This window comes from Ignavibacteriales bacterium, from assembly GCA_026390795.1.
Lineage (GTDB): Bacteria > Bacteroidota > Ignavibacteria > Ignavibacteriales > Melioribacteraceae > Fen-1258.
The window spans coordinates 367,170-382,985 of record JAPLFG010000001.1; the positions used below are offsets into that span (position 1 = coordinate 367,170).

A 15,816-nucleotide genomic window follows, 5' to 3' on the forward strand; every position below is an offset into this window, starting at 1 on the left:
AACCAAAAATAATTATCATGTTTCTTTTTCACTCTCAATCAAATGTTTCATTTAATTATTCAATCAGCTATCTTGCTATTAAGAAAATTAGAAGACAAAAAATGTTTGACGCAAAAGAATTAGCACGTAAAGCAGTTGAAGCAAAGAGCAAAGCTCTTCCCACATATTCCAACTTTCACGTTGGAGCGGCATTGTTGACGGAAAAAGGTGTTATTTACAAAGGTGCTAATATTGAAAATTCGTCATACGGATTAACAATATGTGCCGAGAGAACAGCTGTATTTCAAGCAATTCTTGATGGTGAAAGAAAATTTGAAGCGATTGCAATTGCAGGCGACTCGGAAGATTTTCTTCCTCCTTGCGGTGCATGCAGACAAGTACTTGCAGACCTTTGCGGAAAAGATCTTGAAGTAATTTTAACAAATCAGAAAGGTGAAATTAAAACATTTAGATTAGAGGAACTTCTTCCTTTTTCTTTCGGCGAGGAATTTTTAAAACCATGATGGAATTTACTCCCCACTCAAGTCCTAGTAACACCGGTTGGATAGAAGTCGTTGCCGGATGTATGTTCAGCGGTAAAACAGAAGAATTGATTAGAAGATTACGCAGAGCTAATATAGCCCGCCTAAATGTAAAAATATTCAAACCGAAGATTGATATTCGCTACTCTGAATGTGAAATTGTTTCTCACAGCGAACAATCTATGCCTTCTATTCTTGTTGACTCGCCAAATGAAATATTAACCTTATCCGAAGATGCTCAGGTTGTTGGAATTGATGAAGCTCAGTTTTTCAGTAATGATTTAGTCGAAGTTTGTAATAAGCTTGCTAATCAAGGCAAACGTGTTATTGTTGTCGGACTTGATCAGGATTACCGCGGGATTCCATTTGAACCAATGCCGCAGCTTCTTGCAATTGCAGAATATATTACAAAAACTTTAGCTATTTGTGTCGTATGCGGAAATCCAGCCGATAAAACTCAACGCAAAGTTGTTTCAACAGAACGTGTGCTCGTTGGTGCTGCAGATAGTTATGAAGCCCGCTGCCGAAAATGTCATTACATTCCTGAATAAACAAATAGGACCTAAATGGAATTCTTTATATCTCTCTTAAGAGGCATTGGCGGAATAATTATTTTACTTGGCATTGCATTTATTTTTTCAAATAATAAAAGGAAAATTAACTGGCGTCTTGTTGCAACAGGCATAACTATTCAGATTCTTTTTGCCATTTTTATTCTTCATAGTGAAACATTGCGGCATTGGTTCTTCCCTCTTGGTTGGCCAAAAGATTTAGTTAACTGGTTAGGGACTGCAATCGTAAGTCTGCTTGGCTTCACAATAGAAGGATCCAAATTTGTATTCGGAAAATTAGCTAACAGTTATGGCCCGGACAGTTTAGGGTTTTATTTTGCCTTTCAGGTATTACCAACTATCATTTTTGTGTCCGCTCTCACCTCTCTTCTTTATTATCTGGGAATTCTTCAGCTGGTTGTAAAAGGGATGGCCTGGGTAATGGCTAAACTAATGGGAACAAGCGGAGCTGAATCTCTTTCAAACACAGCAAATATTTTTGTGGGACAAACGGAAGCGCCTTTGCTGATAAGACCTTACATTGAAAAAATGACTAACTCTGAACTCCTAACAATTATGATTGGCGGTATGGCAACTATTGCCGGTGGTGTAATGGCAAGTTACATTCAGATGCTTGGACAAACTTTTGCCGAGGTTTATAAGATAAGTATTCAAGACGCTCAAATTAAATTCGCTATTCAACTACTTGCCGCAAGTACAATGGCAGCACCCGCTTCTTTAGTTGTTGCAAAAATTCTTTATCCGGAAACCGGAGATCCTGTAACACGCGGAACCGTTAGGTTAAAAGTTGATAAAAATGCATCGAACGTGATTGAAGCAACTGCTAATGGTGCAGCGGATGGTTTGCAGCTCGCACTAAATGTTGCCGGAATGCTTCTTGCGTTTATTGCTTTGATAGCTTTGGTAAATTATTTGTTCACCGGCTTGGGAGATTTAATTGGAGTAAATAATTACCTGAGAGCAACATTTGGGGCACCGCTTTCTATGCAACTAATTTTTGGAGTCGTGCTGCGTTATCTTGCAGTTGGTATCGGAGTTCCATGGAACGATGCTTATAATTTCGGAAGTTTGATCGGCACCAAAGTAGTTTTGAATGAATTTGTTGCTTATGTTGATTTAACAACAATAATAAAAGCTGGGACCATGAGCCCTAAAGGTATGATGATGGCTACATATGCTCTGTGCGGGTTTGCCAATTTCTCTTCGATTGCAATACAAATCGGCGGTATCGGTCCATTAGCTCCATCCAGAAAAAAAGATATAGCCGCATTAGGATTAAGAGCTGTCCTTGGCGGTACAATAGCCACATTAATGACAGCAACACTTGCGGGAATACTTATTCAATGATAAATCTAAATGCTAAATATAGAGAGACCATAGAAGCTATAGTCAAAGAAATTCCATTTGAACCTGAGATCTGTTTGATTCTCGGAAGCGGACTTGGCGATTTTGCCGAGAAAGTTGAAACTGTAAAATCAATTTCTACTGCTAAACTTCCTAATTATCCAATATCTACGGTGCAAGGTCATCAAGGTTATCTTCATTTCTCAAAATATCATGATAAAAAACTTTTAATCGTTCAAGGAAGAATTCATTTTTATGAAGGTTACACATTGTCTCAATGCGTTCTCCCTGTTCATGTTGCATCAAAATTGAATTGTAAAAAAATAATTTTAACTAATGCTGCCGGAGGAGTTAACCCGTATTATAAACCGGGTGATTTAATGCTTGCTTCTTCGTTAAATGGAATAAGTATTAAAACTGAATTGACAGAACTGATTGGTTTAGCTAGTCTTGACCAAAAAAATGAGTTGCTGGATTTTCCATCGCAAGAGATTAACGGAAAAATAAAATCCGCAGCACTCCAAGAAAAAATTCCTTTGCAAGAAGGAGTTTACTGGCTTACGAAAGGGCCGAGTTACGAAACTCCGGCAGAGATTAAGATGATCCGTAAATTCGGCGGTGACGCAGTTGGTATGTCAACTGTGCATGAGGCAATATATGCAGCTTCAATTGGATTAAAAGCTGCTGCAATTTCTTGCGTTACAAATTATGCGGCCGGATTATCAGATCAAAAACTTTCGCATAAGGAAGTAATGGAAACTGCAGAGCGGGTTAAACATAACTTTGAACGTTTGGTAAAGAAAGCTATAGAGTTGTTATAGAACGGTTGCTATCAATGAAGCCGCTGTTACAATTGCAGTTTCTGAACGTAACCTATTTTCTGTAAGACGAATTCTCATTTCTGAATTTGCAATTCTAAATTCATCTTCTGTAAATCCTCCCTCGGGACCAAAAATGAAGTAGTTATTAGTTATGAGTGATTGGTGATTATTTAATAAAAATTGCTGAAAGGTTTGTTTGGCATTCTGGTCGAAAAGAATTTTTGTCCCGTCCAGTTTATATATTTCAGAAAGATTTTTTACGTACGACACTTTCGGCAGCCAAGCTCGGAGTGATTGTTTCATTGCGGCAACTAATATCTTTTCCCACCGGTCAATTTTTTCTCCTTTAGCAACCGTCCTTGTAGAATCGAAAACAATAAAATTAGTAATCCCTAATTCAACAGATTTCTCAAGTGCGAATTCAAACCGGTCCGCACTCTTTAAGCGCGGAATGCAAAACCATATTTTTTCCGATCTGTTTTCATATTGAGTTGACTTAATTACTTCGGCAACAACTATTTTTTTTCCTATCGATGTAATTGATGAAAGGTAGATTTTCCCGATTCCATCTGTAACATAGATTGAATCACTAACTTTATGCCGCATCACGTTAGTTATGTGATGACATTCTTCACCATCTATTGAAATTTTATTTCCAACAACTTGTTTATTAGTATAGTATAATTCAATATCAGAAAGAAAATCCGGCACCAATTATAAATTCTCCTCTTCCTAATTCATTAAATGCATATTCAAAACGGATCGCACTGTAAGGTAAGAATAAAAATGTCAAACCGAATCCGTAACCCGAATAAAAATGACTAAATGAAATTTCATCTTTATTATCAAATGTATCCCCCGCATCTATAAATCCGGTTAGATAAATACCGATTCGTGCCGAGGTCAATCTTTCCGGTAAAAGAGGAAGTTTAAGACTTAAATTCCATTCTTTGATAATCGAGTAATTCATTTCAAAAGAAGTCAACAAATAGTTTTTCCCCTCGCGAATATCTCTGTAATGTCCGCGTACTCTTTCAAAATATCCAAGAAAGGAGTAATCATAAAAAGGGACTACATTTCCGAATGTGGTTCGATAAGCTATTCTCCATTTACCGCTTAATTTTTCGTAAATATCTCTGTATTCACGAAAGTCTAAATTAAATTCGTTGTAATTAATTTTATTGATGCCGAATCCTTTATGAAGATAACTCACCATCGTATAAAGACCATTCTCTGAATATTGTTTCAGGTCGCGTGAATCATAAATATAACTGAATCCGCCGATGAGGAGCCTGTCAATTTTTCCACCGGAAGCTGTGATTCCTTTTAATGCAAAAGGATTTTCCAAGTAATTGAATCCAAGAGAAATAAATCCAATGTTAAACTGGTCAAAACGCTTGCTTACGGATAAAGTTTGAGAAAAGATTTTATACTGGTAATCTTCGCCAGTTAAATTAATTGCCGCAACACTTTTATTTGAAAATTTAGTATATGAGGCGGAGAATGTGAAACCAATTCCGTTTTTAAATATTAATCCCGGATTATTATATAAAATAGAATAAGTGGGATCGTATCCGAACCCGAGCATAGCTCTAAGATTTTCATTTCTGCCGCGGAAGTTTTTAAAGAGTAGGTTTACACCATAAGTAGCCTTACTAAAATCACCGTTGTTCGATCTAAGGTAAGGAATTGGATACAAATACCAGCTTTCTTTAAGCCGAATCTCTAGAATAATTTCAAAGTGTTCTTGGAGAATTATAAAATCAACTCGGTTGAATAAAGTTAGACTGAAAATTCTTTCCCTGTTATAACGTAAAATTTTCCCGGTCACTGTATCTCCGGGTTTAAATGTTAATTCGCGCAGTATTATAAAATCTTCGGTTTTATCATTCCCGGTAATTTTTATTGAATCAATTTTAATTGATTCGGTATCATTCACCAAAAGTGAATCAGGTTCTTCGGCATAAATGCAATTAGTAATGAGTATAATAAAAGTAATTGAAAGAATAAATTGATGTACTGAACGGAATAATATTTTCCTCTGTTGGAACAACTAATTACTATTCGCTTTGCACAAATTATAATAAACGGCGATACATTTATCCTGAATTGTATAAATACCATTCTCAATAACCGGTTTAACTGCTTCATCATTTCTGATCCCCTGCTGCAGCCATAGGACTTTTGGTTTAATCTTAATTAAGTCATCAATTATTTCTGGAATTGTTTCCGATCTTCTAAACACATCAACAATATCAACACTGAAAGGAATGGCAGAGAGATTGGGATAGATCTCAATCTCTCCGGCTTTTTTAATATTAGGATTTATACCAACAACTCTGAAACCATTGTAAACAAGAAACTCTGCAATTTGTCTGCTTGTTCTATCCGGATTATTCGACAAACCAACTACTGCAATTGTTTTAGCCTCGGATAGGAAACGGCATATTTCCATTAATTCTTTTGCATCGCTCACTTAACAATTTCCTCTTCATATTCATTTATCGGAACGCAGCTGCAAACAAGATTCCTATCACCGTATGCGTTGTTTATTCTTCCGACAGTCGGCCAGAATTTATTTTGTTTTGTATCGTTTGTTGGGAAAGCTGCAGTCTCGCGTGTGTATGGATGATTCCAATTCTCGGAAACTACTATTTCGACAGTGTGAGGAGAATTTTTCAAAGCGTTATCTTCTCTACTAATTGTTCCTTTTTCAATCTCATCAATTTCATTTCTGATTGCAATTAAGGCATTGCAAAATTTATCAAGTTCGCGCAATGATTCACTTTCTGTCGGTTCAACCATAATAGTTCCCGGAACCGGGAAAGAAACTGTCGGTGCGTGAAAACCATAATCCATTAATCTTTTGGCAATATCTTCAACTTCAACTCCAGCACTATTTTTGAAAGGACGGCAGTCAAAAATTAATTCATGCGCACAAAACCCGTTTGAGCCTGAATAAAGAACAAGATAATGTTTTTCTAATTTTGCCTTAATATAATTTGCATTGAGTATTGCAGCCTTAGTTGCAAACGTTAATCCATTTCCACCCATCATTTTTATATATGCATATGAAATGACAAGAACACTTGCGCTTCCCCATGGTGCCGCAGAAACAGCGTGTATTGCTTTATCATGACCTATTTTCACAAGAGAATGTCCCGGAATAAAAGGTGTTAAATGTTTTGCTACCGCGATTGGTCCCATACCGGGTCCGCCTCCGCCGTGAGGTATTGCAAATGTTTTATGCAGATTAAGATGACAAACATCCGCTCCGATAAATCCCGGACTTGTTAAACCGACTTGCGCATTTAAATTGGCACCATCCATATAAACTAATCCGCCGTTTTTATGAATGATATCGCATGCTTCAATTATAGCTTCTTCAAATACACCGTGAGTTGATGGGTATGTGACCATCAAAGCAGAAAGATTTTCTTTGAATTGTTCAGCTTTTGCTTTTAGATCAAGCATATCAATATTGCCTCGTTCGTCGCACTTAACAACAACAACTTTACTTCCAGCCATAACTGCACTCGCCGGATTTGTACCATGCGCAGAAGAAGGAATAAGTATTATGTTTCTGTTTGGTTGACCCTTACTGTTATGATATGCACGTATCACCATCAAGCCTGTATATTCGCCTTGCGCACCTGAATTAGGTTGAAGCGAAACTGAATCAAACCCTGTTATCTCAGCAAGATCATTTTCCAATTCTTTGAAGAGCTGCAAATAACCTTCTGCTTGATCAAGCGGTGCGAAAGGATGAAGATCAGCAAACTCCGGCCAGCTTATTCCAAACATTTCAGATGACGCATTAAGTTTCATGGTGCATGAACCAAGTGGTATCATTGATGTTGTGAGCGATAAATCTTTTTTCTCCAGAGTTTTAATGTAGCGCATCATCTCGGTTTCTGAATAGTAAGAATTGAATACCGGGTGTGTTAAGAAACTGGACCGACGCTGCAACTCTTGTGATATTCCATTTTTAAATTCAGTCGAAAATATTGAGTCATCATATTTCTTGTTTAACGCCGTAGCAAAAACTTTTACAATCTGTCTAATATCTTTTACAGTGATTGGTTCGGAGATTGAAATTCCGATCGATTTTTTATCTATGTACCGAAAGTTTAATTTATTTTTAACCGCTTCGGCTCTAACATTTAATGCTTCTTCGGTTGAGTTCAATTCAATTTTCAGCGTATCAAAATAATTTTTATTTGTTTGACTGACTCCGATTTTTTGCAGAGCCTGATCTAATAACACTGTCAAATTATGCACGCGTTCCGCAATTGCTCTTATTCCTTTTGGTCCATGATAAACTGCGTACATTCCCGCCATGATTGCCAGAAGTACTTGTGCCGTACAGATGTTGCTTGTTGCGTGTTCTCGCTTTATATGCTGCTCTCTTGTCTGAAGAGCCATTCGCAATGCGCGTCTTCCGTGCGAATCTATTGAAACTCCGATAATTCTTCCTGGAATTTGTCTTTTGAACTCATCTTTAGTTGCAAAATAAGCAGCATGCGGACCACCGAAACCGATCGGAACCCCAAATCGTTGTGTTGAGCCGACTACTATATCGGCACCGAATTCTCCCGGAGGAGTTAAAATTGCGAGCGATAATAAATCTGCCGCAACAGCTTTGTAAATACCTTTAGCATCTGCTTGTTTGAAAAGCTCTGCATAATCAAAAACCTCTCCATCCGTGGTTGGGTACTGAACTAACATTCCATAAATATCATCTGCAAGTTCAATATTTTTATGGTCACCGATTCTCAATTTAATTCCAAATGGTTCGGAACGTGTTTTAAGTACATCAATTGTTTGAGGCAGTACATCTTTAGAAACCCAAAAAACATTTGCATTTCTTTTATTTGTTTTGCGTAACGCAAAAAGCATTGTCATTGCCTCAGCAGCGGCAGTAGCTTCATCAAGCAACGATGCATTTGTAATCGGCATACCGGTTAAATCTACTATCATTGTTTGAAAATTCAGTAATGCTTCTAATCGTCCTTGTGATATTTCTGCCTGATAAGGTGTGTACTGTGTGTACCAGCCGGGATTTTCCAATATATTCCGTTTAATTACCCCTGGTGTAATAGTTGCGTTGTATCCCAGTCCGATATAGTTTTTGAAGACTTTATTCTTATCGGCTAATGTTTTTAAATTGTTTAAGAATTCATATTCAGATTGAGCCGGATCAATGTTCAATTCATTTTTTAATCTTATGGAAGCTGGGACTGTCTTTTCAATCAACTCATCAAGGGAGGATACACCAATTGCATTTAACATTTTTGCTATTTCTTCTTGGTTAGGACCAACATGCCGGTCAACAAATTTGTCGTAGAATTCGTAATTGTTCATTATTATTTTCTCATTAGAATGTTGTCAAAAGGATTAATTTTTGTGAGACAAATATAAGTAAAAGATGAAAATTGGAAGGGGGAAAAACAAAATTTAATTTTAACTGATTTCTAATTTATTAAAGATTTGTTGTTACAATTTCATCACCAACCAGTTTGAACATCACGTGTGAAATATCTTCCTTCACTTCAAAAGTTGTGTGTTTTAATTTGATAATTGTTCCCGGATAGACCGTTTTGGTTACATAAACAGCCGGATTGCCAACGTCATAGTACTGTTTTTCAATTTCTTGTAAATCTTTCCTTAACTTTTCGAGTTTTACAGTATAAGCATCACATTCATCACGAAATGTTAATATCCTTTTAGTATTTAGACTGGTCTCAGCTTGTTGTGATATCTGTGCAATATTCTTTTTCAAAGTATCAATCACTTTATGAACAGCAATTATTTCAGCTTTTTTAAGATCGTACGTTTCCTTGAACTTAAAATTTATACCAACTTCTATCTCGGTAGGAACATTATATTTATTCCCGATTGTTGCTGAAGTAACTTTATTGCTTACGTATAATTTGCATCCGATTATAACTCCGGTGTTTTTCAGCATCATAACTTCGTCACCGCAATCAACAACGGAATTTCTAAGTTCCGAGCCTACGAATAAACTTCCCTTACATTTTAAGTGCTGGTTGTTTATATAACCGGAATGAATATCTCCGCCCGCATAAATTAAAAGTTTACCATCTCCAACAATTCCTTCTTTCACTTTTAAAGTGCCGTCGCATAAAATTGTTGCCTGCTCAACAGTGCCGTTTATCTGAATGTTATATGGTGTTTTTACTGAAAATCCCGGATTCACATCACCGTGAATTTCCACAGAACTTTTGACGTTTACATTACCGGTTGAAAAATCTACGGATCCTTTTATTAAAAATATTTTTTGAACTTCAATACTGACTTTTTGCTCGTCATAAAATATAATTCCATCAGCAGAAGCTTTTATTATCATATTATCTGCAGAATCCCTATAAGTGCCCTGACCTAACAGAATGTTCATATCCTTGCCGTAACTTCCGGGAAGTTCGTTACCTAAAACATCCATTCCTTTCGGACCTAATGTTGGTGCTATTTTCCTAATTAAAACATCATCTTTGTCTACACTATTTACAACTGAAATCTCGCGGTAATCAATATGACCGTCTTCACTAATCTGCGGCCTCAGTGATTTAACAGTTGGGAAATAAAACTCTAGTTTGGCATCTTCTCCAAACAATGGCGGCGATCCTTCCGCAACAATAAATTTTTCTCCCCATTTCTTCCCTTCAATTATTTCATTAAGGAGATTTTCATTAACACCGTATTTAATTCCTTCTTTGGAAATTAAATCCAGAAGATCTTGCAAAGTAATTGGCAGACTCTGATCCGATTCAGGTTCTTTAACTTCAAGAAATGCTTTCATCTTTTTTTCAACAATTTCTAACTTAACTCTTGAAGAGAAATCATTTTGAACATCATCTGCCATTCTTACTCCTGATAATTTATTACCTTATTCACCGGTCTAGATTATTTTCTGTGAACCATTCTAGATCTGCTTTGAGTTCAGTATTTAACCCCTCCAAAAATTTATTCTATTTATTGCTTTATAATCGAAAATAATACGCTTTTGTTAATAATAGCGTGGTTATTATGATCAATTTGTATCAGGAAGCGCTTATTTAGTCTTATATTCTCGGGTTTATCAATGTGATAAGTCTAAATATCATGTCAATTTTACCCTCGTGAGAATTTTTTAATCTATAAATAGAATTGCCTTATAAAATAAGGATCTCCGGATAATGAAAGCAAAGAAGCCCGGGACTGGAAAAGAGACCGGGCTTCTTCTGTTTAAGTTGCAATTGCCAATGAATGCTTCTTAAAAGTTATTTTCGAAATAATAAATAAGATTACTCAAGTTGTAATATAGAGATCGGCTAAGTTGAAAATACATGTATGAAACTTTGAGATCCCGATAACGATGAAGTCAATAACTTTCCCTTCATTAGTGATTCTGTCTATTAGTTTGCTGATCCCTCCGCTTAATATGAGTGCGCTAATGTTAAGTTTCTTAATCTTCTTTCTATAATTGTGTAAACAATAATTGACAACAACAAGATTGCCACAAATATTTTGAAGATGATTGATTTTGATTTTTTGATAATTGATTTCCAAAATTCAGCATCCCTTTGGAATTTTCAGCGCAAATAAATTTTAGATTGCTCCCGTGCTGTTACCGAATTGCTGAAGTAATAAATGGTATTCAGGCACAACTTTAGTTTTAATTCTCCCGCCTTCTTAACGGGGTAAATTAATTTAAAGAACTGAATCGAACGATTGAAATACTAATCATTAATCTCTGCTTCCACAAGTTTTGCTAACAGTATTAACGAATCTTGCCAGCCGAGATAGCAAGCTTCTACAGGAATTGAATCCGGTATCCCTTCTTGAACTATATTTATTTCGGTTCCGCAAAATACTTTCTTCAATGAAACTGTTGTCTTCATTGTACCGGGTAAATTCGGATCGTCAAATTCGTCCGTCATTGCTAAAAGTTCATTTGGAACGAGGTCAATATATTTTCCGCCGAATGAATCACTTTTACCCGTACTGAAATTGGTGAAGGACATTTTATAAGTTCCTCCAATTTTAGCATCAAGATGATGGACGTTACAAGTAAATCCGTTTGGCGGAAACCATTTGCACACTGCTTCGGCATCCAAGAATGCACGATAAACTTTTTCAGGGGCCGCACGTAGTACACGATGAAGTGAAACTTTATTTGTTGACATGATATAAATGTCCTTTCTGCTTTTATTTGTAGTTGTTCTTTAGAAAATACAAATGCATTTTAATAATATTTTTTTAATAACGCCATATTGGGCAGTGTACTCTTCCGACCGATTAACAAGGAAAGCAAGCTTAGATTACCACTTGACGAAAGATTGACGCAAGTTTTATCAATCATTCTTTTTCTTCGCCGAAATTACCAACCACTGGCTTATATAAAGTCAACTTGAAAAATTATCAGGTTTTATCGTTATGACTGATAGTTATGACTACATTACCTTTTTTATGTCCTTTGTCAACGTATCTATGGGCTTCTACTATTTGTTCCATCGGGTAACATTTGTCTATTACTGATCTCAACTTTCCTGCCTCGCAGAGTTCTTTGAGAAAGATCAGGTCTTCAACCTTCAACTTTATGTTGCCTGACAAGGCAAGAGCGCTTATATAAATTCCCGACTTGGTCAAAGATTTTTTTCGTTTTGAAGATGCAATCTTCCCCACCGCATCAAAAATAACGTCAAAAGTATTATTGCTTTGTGTAAAATCTTCTTTAGTGTAATCAATAAGTTTATCGGCTCCAAGAGATTTTACCATTTCCAAATTTGCCGTGCTGCATACTCCCGTAACTTCTGCCCCAAAGTGCTTGGCAAGTTGTATTGCATAAGTACCAACACTGCCGGAAGCTCCATAAATTAAAACCTTTTGACCCTTCTGAATATTTCCTTTTCTAAGATTTATCAAGGCGGTTAATCCGCCATTAGAAAGCGGGGCCGCTTCCTCGTAGGTCATATTGGTTGGCTTTATTGCAAGGATACCATTTTCAGGCATACAGCGGTACTGGACGTAAGTGCCAAATTCAAATTCGGTAGATGCAAAAACCGGATCGCCTATTTTAAACAAGGTAACATCTTTACCAACTGCCTCTATTTCTCCTGCCAGTTCCATTCCAAGTATTTTTTTTCTGGGTCCGTTGAAACCGATCATAAATCGCATCAATAGCTTGAAAAAGAAATCTCTGATTGGACCTAAACCTGGTTCTAAACGCCGAACCTTAGTATCCCCGATGTGTACTGTTGTAGCATTTACTTTTATCAGTACTTCATTCTTTTTAAGAAAAGGTTTTTCAATTTCTATAAACTGAAGGACCTCAGGCGGACCGTATTTTGTGCATATAACTGCTTTCATAAGTATCTCTTCTATATTAATTTGATTCAATCTTTTTCTATAGAGTCTAAAACAATTTATCATGCAAGTTTGGGAAACCTAAAGGTGTAGTGTTTATCCCGTCAATCAGCTTTCCCCGCAGTTTTTTTTTGAGAAACTACAATTACGCTTTTGGCAACTACCTTTTTGTTTTAAATTTATTCTCGTTTTATAATTGAACTTTAACAACAAACAAATTTTGTTAAGGGCGTGAGATAATATTTATTATTAACTCACTATCCTTTTACTTAATAAATCTTTCTTCAATACTAATTTTTCGTTCTACTATCTTACGCCCCAAAGCTAAACACTAATGCGACTCAACAATACCGCTTCGAAGAGAGTTTACCCCACTCTGCGGGTCATTCGTTTCGAGTTGCGGATTACGTGTTGGAAATCTCTTGACGAATTGCTGAGATTCGCTTAACATGATGAACAACATGATCAGCCTGCATTTTAATTACAACACCTACCGGTACTACTTCTATTTCTCCATTGGGATTTCGAAATTGGACAGATTTGGTCCATCCATCAGGTGCATATTCTAACAATTGAAGTATATGATCTCTAATTGCTCTGAATAGGGCTAATGATACATCGATTGATCGTTTTTCATAACTCCACTGTTTTGCCCACTCTATCTGCGGAAACGCAATGTACCAATTGAGAGTGAATTCAGCTTCTTCATTACCCAATGCAATTTTGATGCATATTTTCCATAGATCATCTCCATCAACAATATGATGAACAATCTGACGTATAGACCACCCGCCTTTCGATGGAACATAATCTAACGCTTTGTCGCTCAAACCAGCTAAGGCATTTTCAAGAATATCAGGTCCCTGCTTAAATAACTCAAGGATTTTATCCTGATCATTTGGTAGTTCCATATTATACGCACCTCATATTATAAATTAAATAAAACCGAACAACGTTGTCGCTAACCGATTTATTCGACATTTTCGGTGCAACCTTGAAAAAGAATGTAAAATAGTTGCAATCACTTTTTAATTTATAAAAATGTTTCTTTGAACAAACTACTTTATAGAACAACCATATTTTGCATACATATTTTTATAATTATAAAAATGCCGCAATGTTTAAAGCGGTCGGTCTTGAAGAACTTGTTAGCTATCATTCAGTTTTATCTGGCAATTCATTTATCAATTTTAAAGCGTATTTAAAACCAGTATTACAATATTCTAAATGATTTTTAAAATATTCAGGATAACCTTTCTTTTCTTTTTCCAAATCTTCTTTTATTTGTTGATTATTATAATTTTGGAAAGTGCCTAGATAATGTTTTGTCTCAATTTGTTTATAATGGACAATCTGAGTTCTAGCGGTAATCAGCCTAGATAATGTTTTGTCTCAATTTGTTTATAATGGACAATCTGAGTTCTAGCGGTAATCAATGATTTAATTTTTTGTTCATATAAGTCATTTAGCTTTATGAAATATTCACTTGACCGATACTGATTTGGGAAATGGCTCATAACTGTTGCGAAATAAACTTTTCTCTCTTCGAGTCCAGTGTCAAAAAAGAAGTATAACAAATCTCCAATTCTATCCCAGAAATTGTAAACATTTTGATGCGCAAGACTTGCGAGTGGTAAATATCTAGCATCATATCTATTCTGGAAATATGTTCCTCCCTCCTCAGATGGAATGTTTATAAATGGACGAAGAAGAAATAAGAGACCCGTCAAGAATTTAATGTCTTGGCTAATAAATTGAATGTCAAATATCATGTCGACACTGTTGAAACTATTTATTCTAATCTTTTTATCTATAATCCTGTGATAAAAGGAAAATGCCAGTGTATCATCTATCTTATAATCATCAAGACACATTAATTCACGATCTTCATACTCTGCGCATAAATGTCTGTCTAACTGAATAAAAATATTTTGTTGAGATAATATCATTTTTTTAGATAGCTAACGGCGTTGCAACTAAAGCGCCGCCCATAACTACAATGACGCTCTTGGCAACTACGTTTTATAAATCAACCTTTAACAACAAACCTACTCTGAAAAACTAAACCCAATAACCACATCAAATGACTGCGTCGAAGACGCAGTCGCTTTGAGTTGCGTGTTAGGCAAATTATTTATTTATATCTTTTTCTAATTTCAATGAATCAGGTTTTGTAACAATTTTAACAGCAATAGTATCTTTGAATGCCTCTTTGTTTGTTATTTTAACATTTCTGTCAGTTGAGTAGGTTAAATAATTGAAAATAGCAGTAAGAATTGAAACCACAATTGTTATCGAAATTGAGATATACGCAATCTTTCTTGTTAATTTTTGTGATTCTTTTCTATCAAGTCTTTCTTGATTTTGCTCATATTCCATATTTGTCAAATAATTTCGTTCGTAAAATTTATTAAGTGCTGGCGTATAGACAATTTCTGTTGTAAAATAATCTTTTGATATAGATGATAGTTCGCTGAAAGGACTATTGTTTTTCTTAAATATTGGTGTATTGTATTTTTTATTTGGACTTTTTATTGAGAAAATTAAGTCAACTCTTTCTAACGCAATCCAGAGAGTAATAAATTCTTTTGTCTTTAGTAAAGCAGAATCTTCATCTTTGGCGATATAGATTTTAGAATTGTTTTGAACAGTCCCAAAGTCAGACATATGTATCGCACCTTGATTTCTTGACTCAGTCAGTTCACAAAAGTTGTGGAAAAATGATTCAATGTCATTAATTTTTTTATCAATAATCGCCTTAACTAATTCTTTTTGAAATTCAGTCAAATACATATATCACCTCAAATATTTGCCTAACTATTACTTATGCTGAATGGGTTATTTATTTACAGAACATAGATATGCGCACAATTACATTTCTATGTTCTTTTTTAAATATATTCTAATATTTATATACTGAAGCCGTTAACCGCAGTGTGTTTGATCAGAAAAAGAAATCTATAAGAGTTAATTCTTTTCAATTTTATCCCCGCCGCTGGGAAGTGTTTTTCTATAAGCCTTTGAAATCCGGAAACAATTTAATTTTAACTTGTGAGGGAATCAAGCGGAAAGAATGGGGACGTGAAATGAAAAACGAGAAACGGAAGACGGTAAACGTTTGACAAATAAGCATAGGAGTCGAGAAACGAAAACTTCCGTTTCACTTTTCACGCTTCACGTTAGTATTAGAAG

General features: G+C 35.6%; 14 protein-coding genes. 4 read left to right on the top strand and 10 right to left on the bottom strand.

Features of this window, described 5'->3' with window-relative positions; all coding sequences use genetic code 11:
* Positions 1 to 17: 17 nt before the first annotated feature.
* Genes cdd through NTX65_01545 form a run of 4 tightly spaced genes read left to right on the top strand, consistent with a single transcriptional unit; the run spans position 18 to position 3,258 of the window.
* A complete protein-coding gene (gene cdd, locus NTX65_01530; GenBank protein ID MCX6167992.1) occupies positions 18 to 503 on the top strand; it encodes a cytidine deaminase in 486 nt (161 codons plus the stop codon).
* Entirely contained in the window at positions 500 to 1,072 is a 573-nt protein-coding gene (locus NTX65_01535) for a thymidine kinase (GenBank protein MCX6167993.1), read from the top strand. Before cdd ends, NTX65_01535 begins: the two co-directional genes overlap by 4 nt.
* A gap of 15 nt (positions 1,073 to 1,087) precedes the next feature.
* Positions 1,088 to 2,440, top strand: coding sequence for a NupC/NupG family nucleoside CNT transporter (locus tag NTX65_01540; GenBank protein MCX6167994.1), 1,353 nt, complete (start codon positions 1,088 to 1,090; stop codon positions 2,438 to 2,440).
* Positions 2,437 to 3,258, top strand: a complete 822-nt coding sequence (locus NTX65_01545) for a purine-nucleoside phosphorylase (GenBank protein ID MCX6167995.1) — start codon at positions 2,437 to 2,439, stop codon at positions 3,256 to 3,258. Before NTX65_01540 ends, NTX65_01545 begins: the two co-directional genes overlap by 4 nt.
* Here the strand turns inward: NTX65_01545 and NTX65_01550 are convergent.
* From NTX65_01550 to NTX65_01595, 10 genes are all read right to left on the bottom strand, one after another.
* Positions 3,253 to 3,969, bottom strand: a complete 717-nt coding sequence (locus NTX65_01550) for an RsmE family RNA methyltransferase (protein MCX6167996.1) — start codon at positions 3,967 to 3,969, stop codon at positions 3,253 to 3,255. The genes NTX65_01545 and NTX65_01550 overlap by 6 nt on opposite strands.
* Entirely contained in the window at positions 3,950 to 5,197 is a 1,248-nt protein-coding gene (locus NTX65_01555) for a hypothetical protein (GenBank protein MCX6167997.1), read from the bottom strand. Before NTX65_01555 ends, NTX65_01550 begins: the two co-directional genes overlap by 20 nt.
* A gap of 114 nt (positions 5,198 to 5,311) precedes the next feature.
* Entirely contained in the window at positions 5,312 to 5,734 is a 423-nt protein-coding gene (locus NTX65_01560) for a CoA-binding protein (protein ID MCX6167998.1), read from the bottom strand.
* Entirely contained in the window at positions 5,731 to 8,622 is a 2,892-nt protein-coding gene (gene gcvP, locus NTX65_01565; protein ID MCX6167999.1) for an aminomethyl-transferring glycine dehydrogenase, read from the bottom strand. Before gcvP ends, NTX65_01560 begins: the two co-directional genes overlap by 4 nt.
* Positions 8,623 to 8,740: 118 nt before the next feature.
* Positions 8,741 to 10,141: a FapA family protein gene (locus NTX65_01570; GenBank protein MCX6168000.1), complete on the bottom strand. Its 1,401-nt coding sequence runs from the start codon at positions 10,139 to 10,141 to the stop codon at positions 8,741 to 8,743.
* Between the two features lie 856 nt (positions 10,142 to 10,997).
* Positions 10,998 to 11,444: an SRPBCC family protein gene (locus NTX65_01575; GenBank protein MCX6168001.1), complete on the bottom strand. Its 447-nt coding sequence runs from the start codon at positions 11,442 to 11,444 to the stop codon at positions 10,998 to 11,000.
* A 235-nt stretch (positions 11,445 to 11,679) separates the two neighbouring features.
* Positions 11,680 to 12,627 carry an NAD(P)-dependent alcohol dehydrogenase gene (locus tag NTX65_01580; GenBank protein ID MCX6168002.1) on the bottom strand — a complete coding sequence of 316 codons (948 nt, stop codon included), beginning with the start codon at positions 12,625 to 12,627 and terminating at the stop codon, positions 11,680 to 11,682.
* Between the two features lie 401 nt (positions 12,628 to 13,028).
* The gene (locus NTX65_01585; GenBank protein ID MCX6168003.1) at positions 13,029 to 13,535 is read right to left on the bottom strand and encodes a DinB family protein; all 507 of its coding nucleotides are present in this window, start codon (positions 13,533 to 13,535) and stop codon (positions 13,029 to 13,031) included.
* Between the two features lie 459 nt (positions 13,536 to 13,994).
* Entirely contained in the window at positions 13,995 to 14,573 is a 579-nt protein-coding gene (locus NTX65_01590; GenBank protein ID MCX6168004.1) for a Cthe_2314 family HEPN domain-containing protein, read from the bottom strand.
* A gap of 181 nt (positions 14,574 to 14,754) precedes the next feature.
* A complete protein-coding gene (locus NTX65_01595; GenBank protein MCX6168005.1) occupies positions 14,755 to 15,417 on the bottom strand; it encodes a hypothetical protein in 663 nt (220 codons plus the stop codon).
* Positions 15,418 to 15,816 lie beyond the last annotated feature (399 nt).